Below are 17780 nucleotides of genomic sequence, written 5' to 3'. Positions count from 1 at the left end.
GCCGGTACCCTTATATATCGTGACCACAGATAATTCCAGCACCGCAGTAGACCCCGTCCTGAATGATGGCGTGGGCAACGCCGACGAGACCACCGAACAGATGCGCATCCGCATCCAGAAGCGTGAACGCCTGATCGAACGCGGCGAAGAGGCCTACCCGGTCAAGCCGGAGCGTACGCATTCCCTGGCACAGCTGCGTGCCGAGTTCGGTCATCTGGAAGCCGAGGAAACCACTGGTGAGATTGTCTCGGTGGTGGGGCGGGTCGTGTTCGTTCGCAACACCGGAAAGCTCTGCTTCGCCACCCTTCAGGAGGGAAATGGTTCCCGCCTGCAGGCCATGCTCAGCTTGGCCGAAATCGGGGAACAGTCCCTCGCCGACTGGAAAGCGCTGGTGGACCTCGGCGACCACGTCACGATTCATGGCGAGGTGATCAGTTCCAAGCGGGGAGAACTGTCGGTCATGGCCGACGGGTGGTCGATGGCGTCGAAAGCACTCCGCCCGCTGCCGACCCTGCACGCGGGGGTCAACGAAGAGACCCGGGTCAGGCAGCGCTATGTCGACCTCATGGTGCGTGAAGAAGCCCGGGAGATGGTGCGCACGCGCGCAGCGATCGTGCGCTCAATCAGGGAAACATTGCACTCGCTTGAATATATTGAAGTGGAAACACCAATACTCCAGTTGGTGCATGGTGGCGCTGCTGCACGACCGTTTGAAACCCACCTGAACGCCTTTGACCAAAAAATGACGCTCCGCATCGCGCTTGAGCTGTATTTGAAGCGGGCAGTCGTGGGAGGAATAGATCGGGTCTATGAGATCGGTCGTATTTTCCGGAATGAGGGCGTTGACTCCACGCACAGCCCGGAATTTACCATGCTGGAGTGCTACGAGGCGTACACCGATCAGTTTGGAATGGCCGAGCGGATGAAGGAAATCATTCTGAATTGTGCCGACCTTCTTGGCTCGCGGACCATTGAAACCGAGGCCGGAACCATTGACCTCGACGGCGAATGGCGGTGGCTCGGGGTGTACCCGGGCCTTTCGGAGGTGGTGGGGCAGGAAATCACGCCAGCCACCACGAGTGATCAGTTGCGGGCTATTGCTGAAAAGAACGAGGTTCCGGTTGCGCCGGAATGGGACAGCGAGAAGCTGGTCCTTGAATTGTTCTCGGAATTGGTGGAACCGACTCTGATCCAGCCGACCTTCGTCTATGATTACCCGCCCTCGGCCCAGCCCCTCGCCCGGCCCCACCGAAAGGATCCCCACCTCATTGAGGCGTGGGACCTGATCATTGGCGGCATGGAACGAGGGACAGCATTCTCGGAGCTGATCGATCCGGTCATCCAACGCGAACGTCTGGTCGAACAGTCGCGTCAGGCAGCAGCCGGTGACGATGAGGCGATGCAGCTCGACGAGGACTTCCTGCGGGCGCTGGAGTACGGGGCTCCGCCCATGGGTGGAATCGGTCTGGGCATCGACCGCCTGGTGATGCTCTTCACCAATGCGGGTATTCGGGAGACCATCCTCTTTCCCATTCTGAAACCGGTTGGAGATAGTCGTGCTTGAGTATGTTGCAGTATTGCTGCCGTCGATAGCGGTAGGACTGATCTTTTACTTTGTCATGCGTTCAATTTTCAACGCAGATCGCACCGAACGCGAGGCAATGGCCAGGGCTGATGAACAGCAGGCGCAGGCACAGCTTGAGGGAAACGCTGCGCCCGCTGATGAGGACCGGCCCGAACCGTCCCGGTGACTGCAGTTCTGCACGTATTCCGACAAAAGTTTGTAAACGTCTTCTTTGTCCTGTGCTTTGACGATTAGTGTGCGACAGGCACATAATTAGGTGGACATAACAATTCACCACAAAAAACGCAGGAGCAACCCGTGGCACAAAAAGTAAAGATCCTCCTGATCGATGACCTCGACGGTGGAGAAGCGGATGAAACTGTACGTTTTGGACTTGATGGCGTGCAGTATGAAATTGATCTTTCAAAATCACACGCGAAAGAACTTCGCGGCGCATTGAGTAATTACGTCTCCGGCGCCCGTCGAAGCAGCCAGGTAAAGGCGCGCGTAGCTACGCCCGGTCGAAACCAGGAGGCAGCCCAGGTTCGTGAATGGGCACGCGCCAACGGTTACAACGTCTCGGCTCGAGGCCGTGTCAACAGCGAAATCGTCGAAGCGTACCGCGCCGCGCAACGCTAAAGAGTCACCAGGCTGCGTCCCTTAGGGGCGCAGCCTCAGGTGGGTGTGATATCTCGCCTGTGGCGAACACGCTCCAAAAGCCCGTGCAGGGCACGTAGCATCGAATTACGCGTTAGCTAGGAGTGTGCCCCATGTTTGAGAGATTTACCGACCGCGCCCGTCGTGTTGTTGTGCTGGCCCAAGAAGAGGCCCGCATGCTCAACCACAATTACATCGGCACCGAGCACATCCTGCTCGGTCTCATCCATGAGGGAGAAGGCGTCGCCGCAAAGGCGCTGGAGTCCCTCAGCATCTCCCTCGGCGCCGTCCGTGAACAGGTCCAGGAGATCATCGGCCAGGGCCAGCAGGCTCCGTCCGGCCATATCCCATTCACCCCACGGGCCAAGAAGGTCCTCGAGCTTTCCCTGCGCGAAGCCCTGCAGCTCGGCCACAACTACATTGGCACCGAGCACATCCTGCTCGGCCTCATCCGCGAGGGTGAGGGTGTGGCAGCCCAGGTGCTGGTCAAGCTTGGCGCTGACCTGAACCGTGTCCGCCAGCAGGTCATCCAGCTGCTCTCCGGTTACCAGGGCAAGGAGCCGGCTTCCGTCGGCGGCCAGCAGCAGGAAGGGACGCCGGCTGGATCGGTTGTCCTCGACCAGTTCGGGCGTAACCTCACCCAGGCAGCCCGCGAGGGCAAACTCGACCCGGTAATCGGACGCGCCCTGGAAATGGAACGCGTCATGCAGGTGCTGTCGCGCCGCACCAAGAACAACCCTGTCCTGATTGGTGAGCCCGGTGTCGGCAAGACAGCAGTGGTTGAGGGACTCGCCCAGGCAATTGTCCGCGGAGACGTACCCGAGACCATCAAGGACAAGCAGCTTTACACGCTTGACCTCGGTTCGCTTGTCGCAGGCTCCCGGTACCGCGGAGATTTCGAGGAGCGCCTGAAGAAGGTACTCAAGGAGATCCGCACCCGTGGAGACATCATCCTGTTCATTGACGAGATCCACACCCTCGTCGGGGCAGGAGCCGCCGAGGGAGCCATCGACGCCGCGTCGATCCTGAAGCCGATGCTAGCCCGCGGGGAACTGCAGACCATCGGTGCCACCACTCTCGACGAGTACCGTAAGCACATCGAGAAGGATGCTGCCCTTGAACGGCGCTTCCAGCCTATCCAGGTACAGGAACCGTCAGTGGCTCACACCATCGAGATCCTGAAGGGTCTGCGGGACCGCTACGAGGCACACCACCGCGTATCGATCACTGACGAGGCACTGTCTTCGGCCGCTACCCTGGCCGAACGCTACATCTCGGACCGGTTCCTGCCGGACAAGGCAATCGACCTGATTGACGAGGCCGGTGCACGGCTGCGCATCCGTCGGATGACCGCACCGCCGGAGCTGAAGGAGATCGACGAGCGGATCGCCGACGTGAAGCGCGAGAAGGAGTCGGCGATCGATGCGCAGGACTTCGAAGGAGCCGCCTCGCTGCGCGACAAGGAGCAGAAACTCCACGATGAGCGGATGGAGAAGGAGCGCCGGTGGAAGTCCGGCGGCCTCGACGACATTGCCGAGGTGGACGAGGAACTCATTGCCGAGGTGCTGGCGAACTCCACCGGCATCCCCGTCTTCAAGCTCACGGAAGAGGAATCTTCACGGCTGCTCAAGATGGAAGATGAGCTGCACAAGCGAGTGGTCGGCCAGAATGACGCCATCAAGGCCATCTCGCAGGCAATCCGTCGGACACGTGCTGGCCTGAAGGATCCGAAGCGGCCGGGCGGTTCGTTCATCTTCGCTGGCCCCACGGGTGTCGGCAAGACCGAGCTGGCCAAGGCTCTAGCTGAATTCCTGTTCGGCGACGAAGACGCCTTGATCACCCTTGACATGTCCGAGTACTCGGAAAAGCACACGGTGTCACGCCTCTTCGGTGCCCCTCCGGGATACGTCGGCTACGAAGAGGGTGGACAGCTTACCGAAAAGGTGCGGCGCCGTCCGTTCTCGGTGGTGCTCTTCGACGAGGTCGAAAAGGCCCACGCCGATCTGTTCAACTCGCTGCTCCAGATTCTGGAAGATGGCCGGTTGACCGATAGCCAGGGGCGGGTGGTGGACTTCAAGAACACAGTCATCATCATGACCACCAACCTGGGTACCCGGGACATTTCCAAGGGCGTCATGACCGGTTTCCAGTCCGGCACCGACACCACCACCACCTACAACCGGATGAAGGCGAAGGTGACCGAGGAGCTCAAGCAGCACTTCCGCCCCGAGTTCCTCAACCGTGTTGACGACACGGTGGTGTTCCCACAGCTCACGCAGGACGAGATCGTCGAGATCGTCGACCTGTTCCTGGAGCGGTTGGGCAAGCGGATGGCGGACAAGGGTATGAGCATCGAGCTGACACCCGCGGCGAAGGTTCTGCTGGCTACCCGTGGGTACGACCCATCGATGGGTGCCCGGCCGCTGCGCCGCACCATCCAGCGCGAGATCGAGGACCAGCTTTCCGAGAAGATTCTCTTTGGAGAACTCAAGTCCGGCGAACTGGTTTCGGTTGATGTTGAGGGCGAGGGAGACGAAGCACGCTTCACCTTCATCGGCCACGGGGCTCCGAAGGAGCTTGAGGACGCTCCGGCAGCGATTGAGGCCACAGTCCCCGAGTAGGTTCAGTCAGTCCCTTGGGACACGTTGTAGGCCCCTGGCCGGCACGAAAGTGCCGGCCAGGGGCCTTTTCGTTTGTGGGACCGCCACTGGTTAGACAGGCTTGTGGCCTGAAGCAACCGATTACTCTCTCAGAGAAGTTCCTGTGAACCACGCCACATGGGGTGATACAGATAGGTCATGACTTCCGAATCGGCTCCGAACACCCCCGCTTTGCCCGAGACCCCCTTCCACGACCTGGATCACTTCATCGCGGTTCCCCGGCTGGGAGGGTTGGTGCTCTCACCCGACGGCTCCCGCCTGGTCACGACCGTGGCGACACTGAACCAGAAGGCGACCGAATACAAGACGGCACTGTGGGAGCTCGACCCGACGGGTGAAAAGCCTGCCACGCGCCTGACCCGCAGCAGCAAAGGCGAATCGGGGGCAGCATTCCTTGCCGGCGGGGACCTCCTGTTCACCTCCACGCGGCCCGACCCGGACAGCAATGGCCCGGACGCGGGCAAGGATCCCTCCAACTCGCTGTGGCGGCTCCCCGCGGCCGGTGGCGAGGCGCGGGTGGTGCTCTCCCGCCCCGGAGGGGTCAGCGGCATTCTGACCCCCCAGAACGCCGAGAATGCAGTCGTCATCGCCGATGTTCTCGCCGGTTCGACCGACGAGGCCGACGACGGCGAACGGCGGACCGTTCGCAAGGACGCGTCGGTGGCAGCAATCCTGCACTCCGGCTACCCGGTCCGCTACTGGGACGCCGACCTGGGACCAGCCGAGCCCCGCTATTTCGCGCTCGAAAGTGACGGTTCGGATGCGGTCCTTCCCTCAACCGTCGAGGCGGGCACGCAGGCCCAGCTTCGTGATCTCACGACCGGGGCGGGCCAGGCGCTCCGCAACGGCCAGCAGGTGATCAGCCCTGACGGGTCGGTGGTGATAACCTCCCTGGGCGTCCCGACGGGACTCGGTGGCCTCCGCAGCGTCCTGGCGCGCATCGAGGTCCAGACGGGCGAACGAACCATCATTCTCGACGACCCAGGCTATGACTTTTCTCCTGGGCCGGTCAGCCCGGACGGGACCACCCTGGTGGTTCACCGCGCCCGGCGGACCACTGCCAGCGTGTCCGCGCAGCAGACTCTCGGCCTGCTTCCCGTTGCGGGCGGCGAGCTCACCGAACTCGCCACCGACTGGGACCGCTGGCCATCTCCTGCGGCCTGGCTGCCGGACGGCAGCGCGTTGCTCGCCACCGCGGACGAGGAGGGCGCGTCACCCGTGTTCAGGATCGCTGTCTCTTCCGGGGAGGTGACCCGGGTGACCCAGGACAGTGCTTCCTACACCAACGTGGTCCTATCGCCCGATGGGGGTACAGCCTATGCGCTGCGCAGCTCCTACGAGTTCCCCGCCGAGGTCGTCAGGATTGACCTGTCCGACTCGACGGTAGTGGCACTGACCGGACCAGTGGGGCGGCCAGCACTCCCGGGGCGGTTGGAACGGGTGGAGACCACTGCCGAGGACGGCCAGAGGATCGGATCCTGGCTGGTCCTCCCGACCGACGCCAGTGCATCCAAGCCGGCACCGCTGCTGCTCTGGATCCACGGCGGCCCGCTCGGTTCCTGGAACGCCTGGACCTGGCGCTGGTCCCCCTGGCTGCTCGCAGCCCAAGGCTACGCCGTGCTCCTCCCTGACCCCGCCCTGTCGACCGGGTACGGGCAGCACATGATCGACCGGGGCTGGGGTCAGTGGGGCAAGGCGCCCTACACCGACCTGATGACCGCCACCGACGACGTCGTCTCCCGCCCCGACATCGACGAGACACGCACCGCGGCGATGGGTGGATCCTTCGGCGGCTACATGGCCAACTGGATCGCCGGGCACACCGACAGGTTCACCGCGATCGTCACGCACGCCAGCCTGTGGGCCCTTGACCAGTTCGGGCCGACCACTGACGCGTCGTACTACTGGGAAAAGGAAATGACGCCGAAGATGGCGTCGGAGAACTCACCCCACCACCACGTCGACCGCATCGCCACCCCGATGCTCGTGATTCACGGCGACAAGGACTACCGGGTTCCCATCGGGGAGGGCCTGCGGCTCTGGTACGAACTGCTGTCCAGATCCCAGTTGGCGGTCGACGAGGAAGGCAGGACCGAGCACCGGTTCCTGTACTTCCCCGACGAGAACCACTGGATCCTCAAACCGCAGCACGCGAAGGTCTGGTACGGGGTTGTTGAGCACTTCCTGGCGCACCACCTGCTGGGCAGGGATTTGCAGCTTCCGCGCGAGCTCGGCCTGTAGCGGCGCCAGCGCCGCTAGACTTCCCTAGTGAATTCTTCCTTCAGGATCCGGCCCGCCCGTACCGCCGACGTCCCTGCAATCAAGGCGCTGGTGGCACCGTTGGCCGACAACCGGGTACTGATGGCCAAGGAGACGGTCGCCTACTACGAGGGTCTGCAGGAGTTCCGCATTGCCGAGGACGACGACGGCGTCCTCGGCTGCGGCGCCCTGCACGTGATGTGGGAGGACCTGGCGGAGATCCGCACCCTCGCCACGTCGCGTGCCGCGCAGGGCCGCGGCATTGGCACCGCGTTGGTGGAGCGGCTGCTCGACGACGCCCGCGACCTCGGCGTCGAACGTGTCTTCTGCCTGACGTTCGAGGTGAAGTTTTTCCAACGCCGGGGATTCCAGGTGATGGCGGATCAATCAGCTGTGGACCCGGCAGTCTATTCGGAGCTCCTCCGCTCCCACGACGAAGGCGTGGCGGAGTTCCTCGACCTGGCCAGAGTCAAACCAAACACACTTGGCAATACCCGGATGATCCGTCAGCTCGGGGGATCAGCTGGCGGTAAAGGTGGCATCCCGGCCGGGGGATAGATAAGCTAAGGGAGCTTGGCATCTATGACGATGCGAAAAGCGGGTCCCGAAACCGGGTTCCAACCGAGCGAAAGTAGGTCACACTATGGGTGCAGACGACAAGGCAGCAAACACCGGCGAGAAGCTGGGCGGCAAGATCAAAGAAGGTGTTGGCAAGCTCACCGGCAACGAAAAGATGGAAGCCGACGGTCACAAGGACCAGGCCTCGGGCGACATCAAGAACGCTGGCGAGAACATCAAGGACGCTTTCAAGGGTGACAACCGCTAGTTCTGGTCCGCGCCGGTATCCGCAAGACTGTCGATAGTCAGCGGAAGCCAAATCGAGGATTCTCGCTGTGGGAGGGGCCGGGCTGTTTCAGCCCGGGGCCCCTCCCACAGTCAGTTAAACGGCCGGGTAGAGGCCCCCATAAACCAGTACCTGCGCCGGAGCTAAACCAGTAGTTACCCCTATAGGCAAGTAGTTGGGCTGAGGGTAGGGTTCAGTCAAGCCCAGCAGGTCCGGCGGGCCCGTCCACCCAAGAGAATTGCATGTCCGTTCACTGAGGAGCCGTCATGAAAAAGCTAATCAACGACCCTAAACAGGTGGTCACCGAGTCAGTGGAAGGATTCGGGGCTGCGCACGCAGACTTGGTGAGTATTCACTCGGATCCCCTGTTCATCACGCGTCGTGACGCGCCCCGCCAAGGGAAGGTGGGGCTGGTCTCGGGCGGCGGCAGTGGTCATGAACCCCTGCACGCCGGGTACGTAGGGATGGGAATGCTCGACGCCGCAGTGCCGGGCGCCATGTTCACCTCCCCGACACCCGACCAGATCCTCCCCGCCACCACTGCAGTCGATGGTGGCGCGGGTGTGCTGCATATCGTCAAGAACTACACCGGGGATGTCCTCAATTTCGAGACGGCAGCGGAGCTGGCCGAGGCAGAGGGAATCACTGTCCGGTCGGTCCTGGTGAACGACGACGTCGCCGTCGAGGATTCGCTGTACACCGCGGGCCGTCGTGGTGTTGGGGGGACGGTCCTGGTCGAGCGAATCGCCGGTGGCGCAGCGGAGCGAGGCGACACCCTTGACGTCGTGGCCGAGGTAGCCCAGCGGGTCATCGACAATGTCAGGTCAATGGGCGTCGCGCTGGCGGCCTGCACCGTCCCGCATGCCGGCCGGCCAAGCTTCGAGCTCACCGACAAGGAGATTGAGATCGGTATTGGCATCCACGGGGAACCGGGCCGGCACCGGATCGCGATGGAGCCTGCCGACGGGATCACTGATCGGCTGATGGAGCCGATTCTTTCAGACCTCGGGGTGGGCAGCGGTGAGCGCGTCCTGTTGTTCGTCAACGGGATGGGCGGCACTCCGGCCAGCGAGCTGTACATCGTCTACCGCCGGGCCCGCCAGTTGCTGGAGGAACGCGGGATCGTCGTCGAACGCTCACTGGTGGGCAACTACATCACGGCGCTGGAAATGCAGGGCGCCTCGATCAGCGTGCTGCGCCTGGACGACGAGATGGTCCAACTATGGGACTCCCCGGTCCGGACCGCCGCACTCCGCTGGGGGGTTTAGGGGTGGCCGAAGAATCTGCTGACACCCTCACGTCGGCATGGGTGGCGGATTGGCTGCGGGAAAGTGCGCGGGTGATCGGCGAACACCGCCAGGAACTCATCGACCTGGACCGTGCGATCGGCGACGCCGATCACGGGGAAAACCTGGACCGTGGTTTTTCGGCTGTCCTGGCGAAGCTGGACGGGGCTGATTCAGGCACCCCGGCCGCGCTGCTGAAACTCGCCGCGATGACCCTGATGTCCTCGGTCGGAGGAGCCGCCGGCCCGCTGTACGGGACGGCGTTCCTGCGGGCCGCCACCTCGCTGGGAGATACCGAGCGGATTGGCCCCGACGATGTTGTCGGGTTGTTGACCGCAGCCCGGGACGGGGTGGTAGCCCGAGGGAAGGCTGAGCCGGGTGACAAGACGATGGTTGATGCGTGGACTCCTGCCGCAGAGGCGGCGGGCACGGCGGCAATGGCGGGAGCGTCAGTGGTTGAGGTGCTTGCGGCCGCAGCGAACGCCGCCAACGCCGGGGCGACCGCCACCGAGCCACTGATTGCCCGGAAAGGACGGGCGAGCTACCTCGCCGAACGCAGTGCCGGGCACCTCGATCCCGGCGCCGTCTCCACCGGGCTGATCCTGCAGGCAGCAGTCGATGCTGCCGGAGGTCAGCCGTGAACGTGGGCCTGGTCATCGTCTCCCACAGCTCGAAGATCGCCGAGGGGGTCTGTGACCTTTCCCGGCAGATGGCGGCCGACGTCGAACTGGTGCCCGCCGGCGGGGTCGAGGACGCGGGAGGGGCGCCGCGGATCGGCACCAGTTTCGAGAAGGTACTGACAGCGATTTCAGCCGCGGACAGCGGCGCAGGGGTGGTGGTGCTGACTGACCTGGGCTCAGCCGTGATGACCGCTGAGATGGCCCTGGAGTTTCTGGACAGTGACCAACGGGGCAGGGTGCGGTTGGCCCGCGCCGCCCTGGTCGAGGGGGCGGTCGCCGCGGCCGTCGAAGCGCAGACCGGTGCCGATGCCGACCAGGTGGTCCGAGCCGCCGAGGCAGCAGTCGTGGCCCTGGATCCGGTTGCCCTTGAACCTTTCGTCAGCCACGCCGCCGCTGCTCCTGGAGAGGTGCAGGAGGGCCCCGCACCCGGCGGCGAACCGGTTGAAGGGTCGTGGGAACTGCCGAATCCGATGGGGCTGCACGCACGGCCCGCTGCCACCCTCGCCCGAATGATGAGCGAACTGGATGCCGAGGTAAGTGTGAACGGCGTCGACGCAAAGTCGGTGATGCTCCTGATGAGCCTGGGGCTGGGTCAGGGCAAGGTCCTCACGGCGTCTGCCGCCGGTCCGGATGCCCAGAAAGCGATCGACCAGATTGGCAGTGAAGTTACCAGCGGATTCGGGGAGTTGGCTGCCGGGTAAGCACAGACGTCAGCGGGGGAGTGCAATCCCCTCAGGAGTTTCACGCGCCAGGCCGTCCTTCACCAGACCGGTAAGTGACCGTTCAAGCTGGTCCGTGGGCGCGTTAAGCCGGTGCAGCTTCATCAGCGACGATACAGCGGGGCCGTTCCCGCCATCGGGGGTCAGGTCCACTGGCTCAGCGACGAGCAGCTCCCGGACCACCGGGCCGGTCGCGTCCCGGAGCACGCCCATCATCGCCCCCCTCACCTGGCGGTCGGTCCCCGCCCACGCCTGGCCCTTGGGCACATACAGCGGTTCCGGGCGGCCGGCTGCGACCCACGCGCAGCTCTCAAGCACTGGGCACTGCCCGCATTTCGGGGACCGAGCGGTGCACACCAGCGCACCAAGCTCCATCACCGCAGCGTTCCAGCGCACGGAACGGGCGTCGTCGTCGGGCATCAGCCCCGCGGCACGCCGCATCTCGGCGGCTGTGAGGGCTGGCGCGGGTAACGCATCGCCGCCGACCAGGCGGGCGTGGACCCTGCGGATGTTGGTGTCCACCACTGTCTCCCGCTTCCCGAAGGCGAATGCCGCGATCGCCGCAGCGGTGTAGGTGCCAACCCCGGGTAGCTTGAGCAGCTCGCCATAGGTGTCGGGAACTTCCCCGCGATGGTGCTCAACGATCGCGTGGGCGGCTCCATGCAGCCGCAGGGCGCGGCGTGGATATCCCAGCCTGCCCCAGTTCCGTACTGCCTCCCCTGGGCCTGCAACCGACAGGTCAGCAGGGGTGGGCCACAGGGACATCCACGCGGTGAACACCGGCAGCACCCGTACCACCGGGGTTTGCTGCAGCATGAATTCACTGACCATCACTGCCCACGGGGTGCGGGTGGGCCCGCGCCACGGTAGGTCCCGGGCCTCGGCATCGAACCACTCGATGATGCGCTGATGCAGCCGCGCAGGTGACACCGGATCCATTGACCCTCCTGATAGTTGACCATCAATACTGTACTGACCGGCGTGGTGTGACAGGTATCCGGTGCCCGGGTCCCTAGCCTTAAGGCATGGATTCGCAGGGGGGTACTTCGCGGGGCGGGCCGCAGGACGGCGCACCCCGGCCCTCCGGCACGCCGCGGGTCAGCCGCCGGGTCTATCGTCGGCGAAGAGTTGCCGTGCTGATCCTCGCCCTCCTCGTGGTGGGGGCCCTGGTCTGGGCCGGAATCGTGATTGCCGGACTGATCGGCGGCGCCCAGAACGACGACGCGTCATCCGCCCCCACAGTCGCGCCGTCCTCTGCACCCGCGAGCCCTACTTCTGAGGTGACCGAGCCGACCGAGCCCGCCGAGACTGCGGGGCCAACCGAAGAGCCATCGGCTTCGCCCTCCCCGACCGAGAGCGCCTGCGCGGACGCCGAAGTGGAGGTCGCTGCCTCCACCGATGCCCAGGCTTACGAGCCGGAGCAGAACCCCGTGCTTACGCTGACGGTTTCCAACACTGGGGACGAGGCCTGCCCGGTCAATGTGGGCACTTCACAGATGGAGTTCCTGATCACCAGCGGAGACGACAGGATCTTCTCCTCAGTGGATTGCCAGCAGGGAGCAGAGGATCTCATCCGCGAGATCCCGGCGGGCGGTTCGGAGGAAGCGAACTTCACTTGGGAACGGATCCGCAGCGTACCGGGCTGCGAGACGGTCGAAGCGACACCGGCCCCGGGTTCCTATGACCTGACGGTGTCCCTGGGGGGCCGGACCAGCGAGGTTTCAACATTCGAACTGCAGTAGCGTCCGCGCGTCGCCTTCACGAGAATCGGCGGCGTTGACGGACCGGCCAACTACATAAAGCGGTCGAGCAGGCTCGTCTCGGCGATCCGCGATAGCCCCTCGCGGACAGTGCGTGCCCGCTGCTCGCCGATACCGTCCACTGCCATCAGGTCATCAATGTTCGCGGCCATCAGGTTCTGCAGGCCCCCGAAATGGTCAACCAGCCGGTTGGCGACGGCGGGCGGAACCGCCTTGATGCCTGAGACCAGACGGAAACCCTTGGGCTGGACTACCGCGTCGAGTGAGTCGATCGACGGGTTGAATCCGACAACGCTCGCGATGGTGCCCAGATCGATCAATTCTGTGGAGCTGAACGCCTGCAGCTTGGCGAGCTGCTCCTCCACGACGAGGGTCGGCACCTCCAGGTCCAGGTAGTCCCTCAGCACCAGTTCACTGCCCGGACCCAACCCGGTGGTCAGCTCTTCAACCTGCAGGGTCAGCAACCGGCCGTCGACCCCGAGCTCCAGCACATACTGCGAGATTTCTTCTGAAATCCGCCTGACCATTTCCTGACGCTGCAGTGTCACAGCCACATCGCGCACCGTGACCATTGCCTCGATCTCCAGCGCCGATAGGGACCCGGTGACCTGGTCCAGACGGGCACGGTAACGCTCGAGTGTGGCGAGGGCTTGGTTGGCTCGTGCCAGGACCGGCTCGGAGCCTTCCAGCACGTGCCGGAGGCCGTTGATGTACAGGGCGATGATCTGCATTGACTGGCTGACGGAGATCACCGGGAGTCCGGTCTGGATCGCCACCCGCTCAGCGGTCCGGTGCCGTGTCCCCGACTCCTGGGTGTCGATGGTGTGATCCGGGACCAGCTGCACGGCGGCCCGCAGGATATTGCTCGCATCCTTGTCGCAAACGATCGCACCGTCCATCTTCGCGAGCTCCCGCAGCCTGGTGGGAGAGAAGGTGATCCCAATGTCGAACCCGCCGGAACAGATCGAGTCCACCGTGCGGTCAAAACCGAGCACAATCAGTGCCCCGGTGCGTCCACGAAGGATGCGCTCCAGTCCATCCCGCAGTGCGGTGCCGGGCGCAACGCGCGCCAGGGTGGCCTTCAACGCGTCCTCTGGGCTGCGAACCATTGCCACTTCCTTCCGGCTACCGGCTTTGCCAGCCGGAATCCGGATGTGCAAGGCCCTGCCGCGCAGGCACCAGCGCAGCCGTTCCAATCCTAGTGGGAACGCCGCCTAAACCCGGATACCGGCTGACTGCGCAAATTTGTAACGGTTGGTCATGGCCTTTCCTAGAACAGCAACTCAAGGGCCTGGGTGAGGGTTGAGACCTCATGGACCGTAAAACCTGCGGGGACCTTGCCGGGCCCGTTGGGGGAGGCTGGCACCACCGCGTGAGTGAATCCGAGCCGCTCCGCCTCCTGGACGCGCTGGGCGATCCCCGGCACCGGCCGGACCTCACCGGCAAGCCCCACCTCGCCGAATGCGATCAGCCGCGCGGCAAGCGGCTGGTTCGTCTTCGCCGAAGCGATCGCCAACGCAACCGCGAGGTCGGTGGCCGGCTCGCTGAGCTTGACCCCGCCGACCGTCGCCACATAGCTGTCATCCTTGTGCAGGCTCAACGACGCGCGTTGCTGTAATACCGCCAGCAGCATTGCCACCCGTGAACTGTCGAGCCCGCTGGTGGCGCGTCGGGGCTGGGAGTTCGAGGACTCGGCAAGCAGGGCCTGCACCTCGGCAAGCAGCGGCCGGCGTCCCTCAAGGGTCACAGTGATGCAGGTGCCGGACACCGGGTCCTTGGTGCGTGAGACAAAAAGTCCGCTCGGGTCGGCGAGACCTTCGACGCCGGTCTCGGTGAGGTCGAAACACCCCACCTCGTCGGTGGGCCCGTAGCGGTTCTTGATGGCCCGCATCAGCCGGAGCCGCGAGTGCCGGTCACCCTCGAACTGGCACACCACATCCACCAGATGCTCCAGCAGGCGGGGGCCGGCGATCGAGCCGTCCTTGGTGACATGACCCACCAGGATGGTGGTCATGCCGCGGGTCTTCGCTGCGGCAATCAGCGACGCCGCCACCTCCCGGACCTGGGTCACGCCACCCGCCGTGCCGTCCACCGCTGAACTGCTCAGGGTCTGCACGGAGTCGACGATCAGCAGGGACGGTGACAACCGCTCCACCTGACCGAGAGCCTGGCCCAGATCTGACTCCGCTGTGAGGTAGAGGGTTTCGGCGAGTGCCCCGATCCGCTCAGCCCGCAGCTTCACCTGGGCTGAGGACTCTTCACCGGTGATGTAGAGGACATCCTTGCCAAGCCGGGCAACCCGTGCCGCAACGTCGAGCACCAGGGTGGACTTGCCCACCCCGGGTTCCCCGGCGAGCAGGATCACCGCCCCGGGCACCAGCCCGCCACCGAGCACCCGGTCCAATTCGCCGATCTGAGTGGGCTGGTAGGAGGCAGCACTGGCATCGATCTCCGAGATCCTCAGGGCGGGGGAAGCGACAGTGACTGCTGCCGTCGTCCGTGCCACCACCTGGCCGGTTTCCTCGACTGTCCCCCAGGCCTGGCATTCCCCGCACCGGCCAACCCACTTGGCGGTGGTCCACCCGCATTCGCCGCAGCGGTAGGCGGGGGCAGAGGTGCGTGCCGGACGTGCTGTCTTTGTTGCCATGGTCTCTAACGTACCGGCGGCCGGTGACAGTCACCGGCACAAACACCACGGTCCGGCCGGCTTTGACCAGGCTCACAGTCGGGGCAGGTACCCGGCGGCCTCGTCGTGGGGCAGACCGGTCGCTTCCAGCAGATCGACGATCAGCGGGCGGAACAGCAGGACCAGCCCTTCGCCTTCGAGCCGCTGGATGCCCAGCAGCTTCGGGTGCAGCATGGTGGCAACGGCTGCAAGGTCTTCCCTCGCCTGGCGGAGGGACAGATCGCGTTCCTGCGCACCGGACGCGGAGAGGGCACGCCCCAGCACGTCAACGGCGTCGGCGGTGTCCTCGATGACCTGTGAGAGCTCCTGCACTGCCTCGTCGGTAAGCGCCGCATGATTGATGACCGAGGTCAGCCGCCGGGTGAACACGCGACTGTTCCGGACGGCGAGGTCGATCGACTCGATCGACCCCCTGAGTTCGCCCAGTTCAAGGCGGTGCCGGCGGTAGGCGGGGGAGAGCCGCGCCACCTCCTGGGCCGCTCCCATGGTCCCGGACAGCCCTTCCATCAGGGGCTGGCAGTTCCGTGCCTTGATCAGGGCGTGCCAGGCGAGTGTCGGGTCGCTGCGGGTCAGCGCTGTCGCCGATTCCCTCAGCACGTCCGAGAGTTCGCCGAGCAGCTCCCGCACATTGGTCTTGGGCTCTTTCCGCGGATCCTTCGGCGCCAGCACCACTATCACCAGGGCGAAGAGGCCCCCGACGATCGCGTCAACGCTGCGCGTGAACGGACCGCCGTCCGGCGCGGGCAGCAACACCACCAGCAGCGACTGCAGGCCCAGCTGTGTGGTGAAGATGGTGCCGCTGTCCAGGAACCGGGCCAGCAGGATCGAAACGAAGAGCACGACGGCGGCCTGCCAGATCCCAGTGCCGAACAGCGCCAGCAGCACATCACCCAGGGCGATGCCGAGGGTGCAGCCCAGCCCCACTTCGAGCACCCGGCGAAGCCGGGGATCGCGGGTGAAGCCGAGGGCGATCATCGACGAGGTTGCAGCGAACAGCGGGCCGCTGTGCCCCAGCACCCGTTCGGCGAACACGTACGCGCCGACCGCGCAGACCGTCATCTGGATGGCGGGGATCACCGAGTTGGCGCTGCGCCGGAAACCTACCCGTGTCCGGTTGCGAAGAAAGGAGCGGGCGCGCGAGGTGAGTGGGGGCCGCGGCATGGAACCCAGCCTAGCCCCGTTCCCGAATGCGTTACGTCAACCGGTCGTCCTCGATCCGAACACCACCGAAGGCGTTATGGCAATACGGCAGAGCAGCCAGATCAGAAATGTACGTTTTTCGTTCATATTCCGTTCACCTTCGTCAGTCAGTCTCTTTACCTGACGCCCCTAGCTTGAGTAGGTACGCAAACCGGACTGTTAGAAAGCTCCGGCTTCAAAGGTGCTCAGGAGCACCGGTTTTTCGACTCCCTGGAAGGGGCAACATCAAGTGAAGGTTCTTCGCTTTGGCCGCGCAGCGGCAGTAATCTCCGTCGCCGCGCTCGCATTGACCGCCTGCGGCACCGACAGTGCAACCGACACGCCGGCAGAGGCCACCGGGGACAACGGCTCGGCAGAGAGCACGGTCACCGGCACGTTGACCGGGTCTGGCGCTTCCTCTCAGGGCGCGGCGATGACCGCCTGGCAGAACGGCTTCCAGGAAGCCAACCCCGACGCCACAGTTCAGTACGCCCCGGACGGATCGGGCGCCGGTCGGGAAGCCTTCCTCGCCGGTGGAACCCAGTTCGCCGGTTCCGATGCGTACCTGGACGAAGAAGAGCATGCGGCAGCAGTCGAGGTGTGCGGTCCCGACGGCGCATTCAACATTCCGGCCTATATTGCTCCGATCGCTGTGGCCTTCAACCTGCCGGGCATCGACGAGTTGAACATGGACGCCGAGACCATCGCCTCGGTCTTCCGCGGTGACATTGCCAACTGGAACGATGAGGCGATCGCCTCCCAGAATGAAGGCGTGGAGCTCCCCGACCAGGCGATCACAGTTGTTCACCGCAGTGACGAGTCGGGCACCACCGAGAACTTCGTTGATTACCTCGCCGCCGCAGCCCCAGACGTGTGGACCGACGAGGTCTCAGGCGACTGGCCAGCCGAGATCGTCGCAGAGAACGCCCAGGGCACCAACGGAGTGGTTTCCACCACCACCAGCACCGAAGGCGCAATCACTTATACGGACGCCTCAGCTGTCGGCGACCTCGGCCAGGTGCTGGTGGAAGTTGGGGAGGAGTACGTCGCGCTGACTTCCGAAGCAGCCTCACTGGCGGTAGAGGTTGCCGAGCCCGCAGAGGTTGAAGGCGCCCCCGAGGTAGATATGTCCTACAACCTCGACCGGGACACCACCGAGTCGGGTGCCTACCCAATCGTGCTGATCTCCTACCACGTCTACTGCACCACCTACGCTGATCAGGAGACGGTCGACCTGGTCAAGGCCTTCGGTTCCTACGTCATCAGCGAGGATGGGCAGGGCGATTCGGCCGACTCGGCCGGAAACGCACCGATCTCCGAGGGACTGCGCGAACAGGCGCAGGCCGCCATCGACTCGATCGCTGTTGCCTCCTAGCACGCTCCGGTTGCCCCGCCCGGTCCTCATCGACCGGGCGGGGTTGTCCTTTGCGCCCAGCCATTAGGCTGGTAGGCAGTTACCTCACCCACCGCTGACGACGCCCACTCT

Annotated in this window: 16 protein-coding genes; 12 read left to right on the top strand and 4 right to left on the bottom strand. The window is 64.5% G+C overall.

Annotated features, from left to right (window positions below):
- Nucleotides 1-100 precede the first annotated feature (100 nt).
- From lysS to dhaM, 10 genes are all read left to right on the top strand, one after another.
- Entirely contained in the window at nucleotides 101-1564 is a 1464-nt protein-coding gene (gene lysS, locus HMI58_RS01120; RefSeq protein WP_171617995.1) for a lysine--tRNA ligase, read from the top strand.
- Nucleotides 1557-1751 carry a hypothetical protein gene (locus HMI58_RS01115; RefSeq protein ID WP_171584969.1) on the top strand — a complete coding sequence of 65 codons (195 nt, stop codon included), beginning with the start codon at nucleotides 1557-1559 and terminating at the stop codon, nucleotides 1749-1751. The genes lysS and HMI58_RS01115 overlap by 8 nt, the downstream gene beginning before the upstream one ends.
- A gap of 131 nt (nucleotides 1752-1882) precedes the next feature.
- The gene (locus tag HMI58_RS01110; RefSeq protein ID WP_171584970.1) at nucleotides 1883-2203 is read left to right on the top strand and encodes an Lsr2 family protein; all 321 of its coding nucleotides are present in this window, start codon (nucleotides 1883-1885) and stop codon (nucleotides 2201-2203) included.
- A gap of 131 nt (nucleotides 2204-2334) precedes the next feature.
- Nucleotides 2335-4842 carry an ATP-dependent Clp protease ATP-binding subunit gene (locus tag HMI58_RS01105; protein WP_171617861.1) on the top strand — a complete coding sequence of 836 codons (2508 nt, stop codon included), beginning with the start codon at nucleotides 2335-2337 and terminating at the stop codon, nucleotides 4840-4842.
- A 177-nt stretch (nucleotides 4843-5019) separates the two neighbouring features.
- Nucleotides 5020-7122 (top strand): prolyl oligopeptidase family serine peptidase, encoded by a 2103-nt coding sequence (locus HMI58_RS01100; protein ID WP_171617860.1) that lies wholly within the window; start codon nucleotides 5020-5022, stop codon nucleotides 7120-7122.
- Between the two features lie 27 nt (nucleotides 7123-7149).
- A complete protein-coding gene (locus tag HMI58_RS01095) occupies nucleotides 7150-7698 on the top strand; it encodes an amino-acid N-acetyltransferase (protein WP_171617859.1) in 549 nt (182 codons plus the stop codon).
- Between the two features lie 85 nt (nucleotides 7699-7783).
- Nucleotides 7784-7966 (top strand): CsbD family protein, encoded by a 183-nt coding sequence (locus HMI58_RS01090; protein WP_171584974.1) that lies wholly within the window; start codon nucleotides 7784-7786, stop codon nucleotides 7964-7966.
- Between the two features lie 284 nt (nucleotides 7967-8250).
- A complete protein-coding gene (dhaK, locus tag HMI58_RS01085) occupies nucleotides 8251-9252 on the top strand; it encodes a dihydroxyacetone kinase subunit DhaK (protein WP_171617858.1) in 1002 nt (333 codons plus the stop codon).
- A gap of 2 nt (nucleotides 9253-9254) precedes the next feature.
- On the top strand, nucleotides 9255-9911 hold the full coding sequence (gene dhaL, locus HMI58_RS01080) for a dihydroxyacetone kinase subunit DhaL (RefSeq protein ID WP_318779103.1): 657 nt from the start codon (nucleotides 9255-9257) through the stop codon (nucleotides 9909-9911).
- A complete protein-coding gene (dhaM, locus tag HMI58_RS01075) occupies nucleotides 9908-10651 on the top strand; it encodes a dihydroxyacetone kinase phosphoryl donor subunit DhaM (RefSeq protein ID WP_171584977.1) in 744 nt (247 codons plus the stop codon). The genes dhaL and dhaM overlap by 4 nt, the downstream gene beginning before the upstream one ends.
- A 9-nt stretch (nucleotides 10652-10660) precedes the next feature.
- Here the strand turns inward: dhaM and HMI58_RS01070 are convergent, their stop codons facing one another.
- The gene (locus HMI58_RS01070) at nucleotides 10661-11608 is read right to left on the bottom strand and encodes an A/G-specific adenine glycosylase (RefSeq protein ID WP_171617856.1); all 948 of its coding nucleotides are present in this window, start codon (nucleotides 11606-11608) and stop codon (nucleotides 10661-10663) included.
- An 86-nt stretch (nucleotides 11609-11694) separates the two neighbouring features.
- Between HMI58_RS01070 and HMI58_RS01065 the strand changes: the two genes are divergently transcribed.
- Nucleotides 11695-12411, top strand: coding sequence for a hypothetical protein (locus tag HMI58_RS01065; RefSeq protein WP_192476222.1), 717 nt, complete (start codon nucleotides 11695-11697; stop codon nucleotides 12409-12411).
- A gap of 50 nt (nucleotides 12412-12461) precedes the next feature.
- Here the strand turns inward: HMI58_RS01065 and disA are convergent, their stop codons facing one another.
- The 3 genes from disA to HMI58_RS01050 all read right to left on the bottom strand — a co-directional run bounded on the left by disA (nucleotide 12462) and on the right by HMI58_RS01050 (nucleotide 16276).
- The gene (gene disA, locus HMI58_RS01060; RefSeq protein ID WP_171584979.1) at nucleotides 12462-13538 is read right to left on the bottom strand and encodes a DNA integrity scanning diadenylate cyclase DisA; all 1077 of its coding nucleotides are present in this window, start codon (nucleotides 13536-13538) and stop codon (nucleotides 12462-12464) included.
- Between the two features lie 161 nt (nucleotides 13539-13699).
- The gene (gene radA, locus HMI58_RS01055) at nucleotides 13700-15076 is read right to left on the bottom strand and encodes a DNA repair protein RadA (RefSeq protein ID WP_171584980.1); all 1377 of its coding nucleotides are present in this window, start codon (nucleotides 15074-15076) and stop codon (nucleotides 13700-13702) included.
- A 72-nt stretch (nucleotides 15077-15148) separates the two neighbouring features.
- Complete coding sequence (locus tag HMI58_RS01050; RefSeq protein WP_171617855.1) at nucleotides 15149-16276, bottom strand: FUSC family protein; 1128 nt, start codon at nucleotides 16274-16276, stop codon at nucleotides 15149-15151.
- Between the two features lie 268 nt (nucleotides 16277-16544).
- Between HMI58_RS01050 and pstS the strand changes: the two genes are divergently transcribed.
- Complete coding sequence (gene pstS, locus HMI58_RS01045; RefSeq protein WP_171584982.1) at nucleotides 16545-17669, top strand: phosphate ABC transporter substrate-binding protein PstS; 1125 nt, start codon at nucleotides 16545-16547, stop codon at nucleotides 17667-17669.
- The last annotated feature ends 111 nt before the right edge of the window (nucleotides 17670-17780 follow it).

Origin of the sequence: Arthrobacter sp. 147(2020) (assembly GCF_013116715.1) — a bacterium.
Taxonomy (GTDB): Bacteria; Actinomycetota; Actinomycetes; order Actinomycetales; family Micrococcaceae; genus Arthrobacter_D.
This window is presented reverse-complemented; position numbering and strand designations above follow the sequence as displayed.

What these genes read in the sequence shown, in the direction of transcription:
- radA (WP_171584980.1), bottom strand. Translation starts at nt 15,076, where the DNA reads ATGGCAACAAAGACAGCACGTCCGGCACGCACCTCTGCCCCCGCCTAC.
- HMI58_RS01105 (WP_171617861.1), top strand. Translation starts at nt 2,335, where the DNA reads ATGTTTGAGAGATTTACCGACCGCGCCCGTCGTGTTGTTGTGCTGGCC.
- lysS (WP_171617995.1), top strand. Translation starts at nt 101, where the DNA reads ATGCGCATCCGCATCCAGAAGCGTGAACGCCTGATCGAACGCGGCGAA.
- HMI58_RS01050 (WP_171617855.1), bottom strand. Translation starts at nt 16,276, where the DNA reads ATGCCGCGGCCCCCACTCACCTCGCGCGCCCGCTCCTTTCTTCGCAAC.
- disA (WP_171584979.1), bottom strand. Translation starts at nt 13,538, where the DNA reads ATGGTTCGCAGCCCAGAGGACGCGTTGAAGGCCACCCTGGCGCGCGTT.
- dhaK (WP_171617858.1), top strand. Translation starts at nt 8,251, where the DNA reads ATGAAAAAGCTAATCAACGACCCTAAACAGGTGGTCACCGAGTCAGTG.
- HMI58_RS01090 (WP_171584974.1), top strand. Translation starts at nt 7,784, where the DNA reads ATGGGTGCAGACGACAAGGCAGCAAACACCGGCGAGAAGCTGGGCGGC.
- HMI58_RS01065 (WP_192476222.1), top strand. Translation starts at nt 11,695, where the DNA reads ATGGATTCGCAGGGGGGTACTTCGCGGGGCGGGCCGCAGGACGGCGCA.
- HMI58_RS01070 (WP_171617856.1), bottom strand. Translation starts at nt 11,608, where the DNA reads ATGGATCCGGTGTCACCTGCGCGGCTGCATCAGCGCATCATCGAGTGG.
- HMI58_RS01100 (WP_171617860.1), top strand. Translation starts at nt 5,020, where the DNA reads ATGACTTCCGAATCGGCTCCGAACACCCCCGCTTTGCCCGAGACCCCC.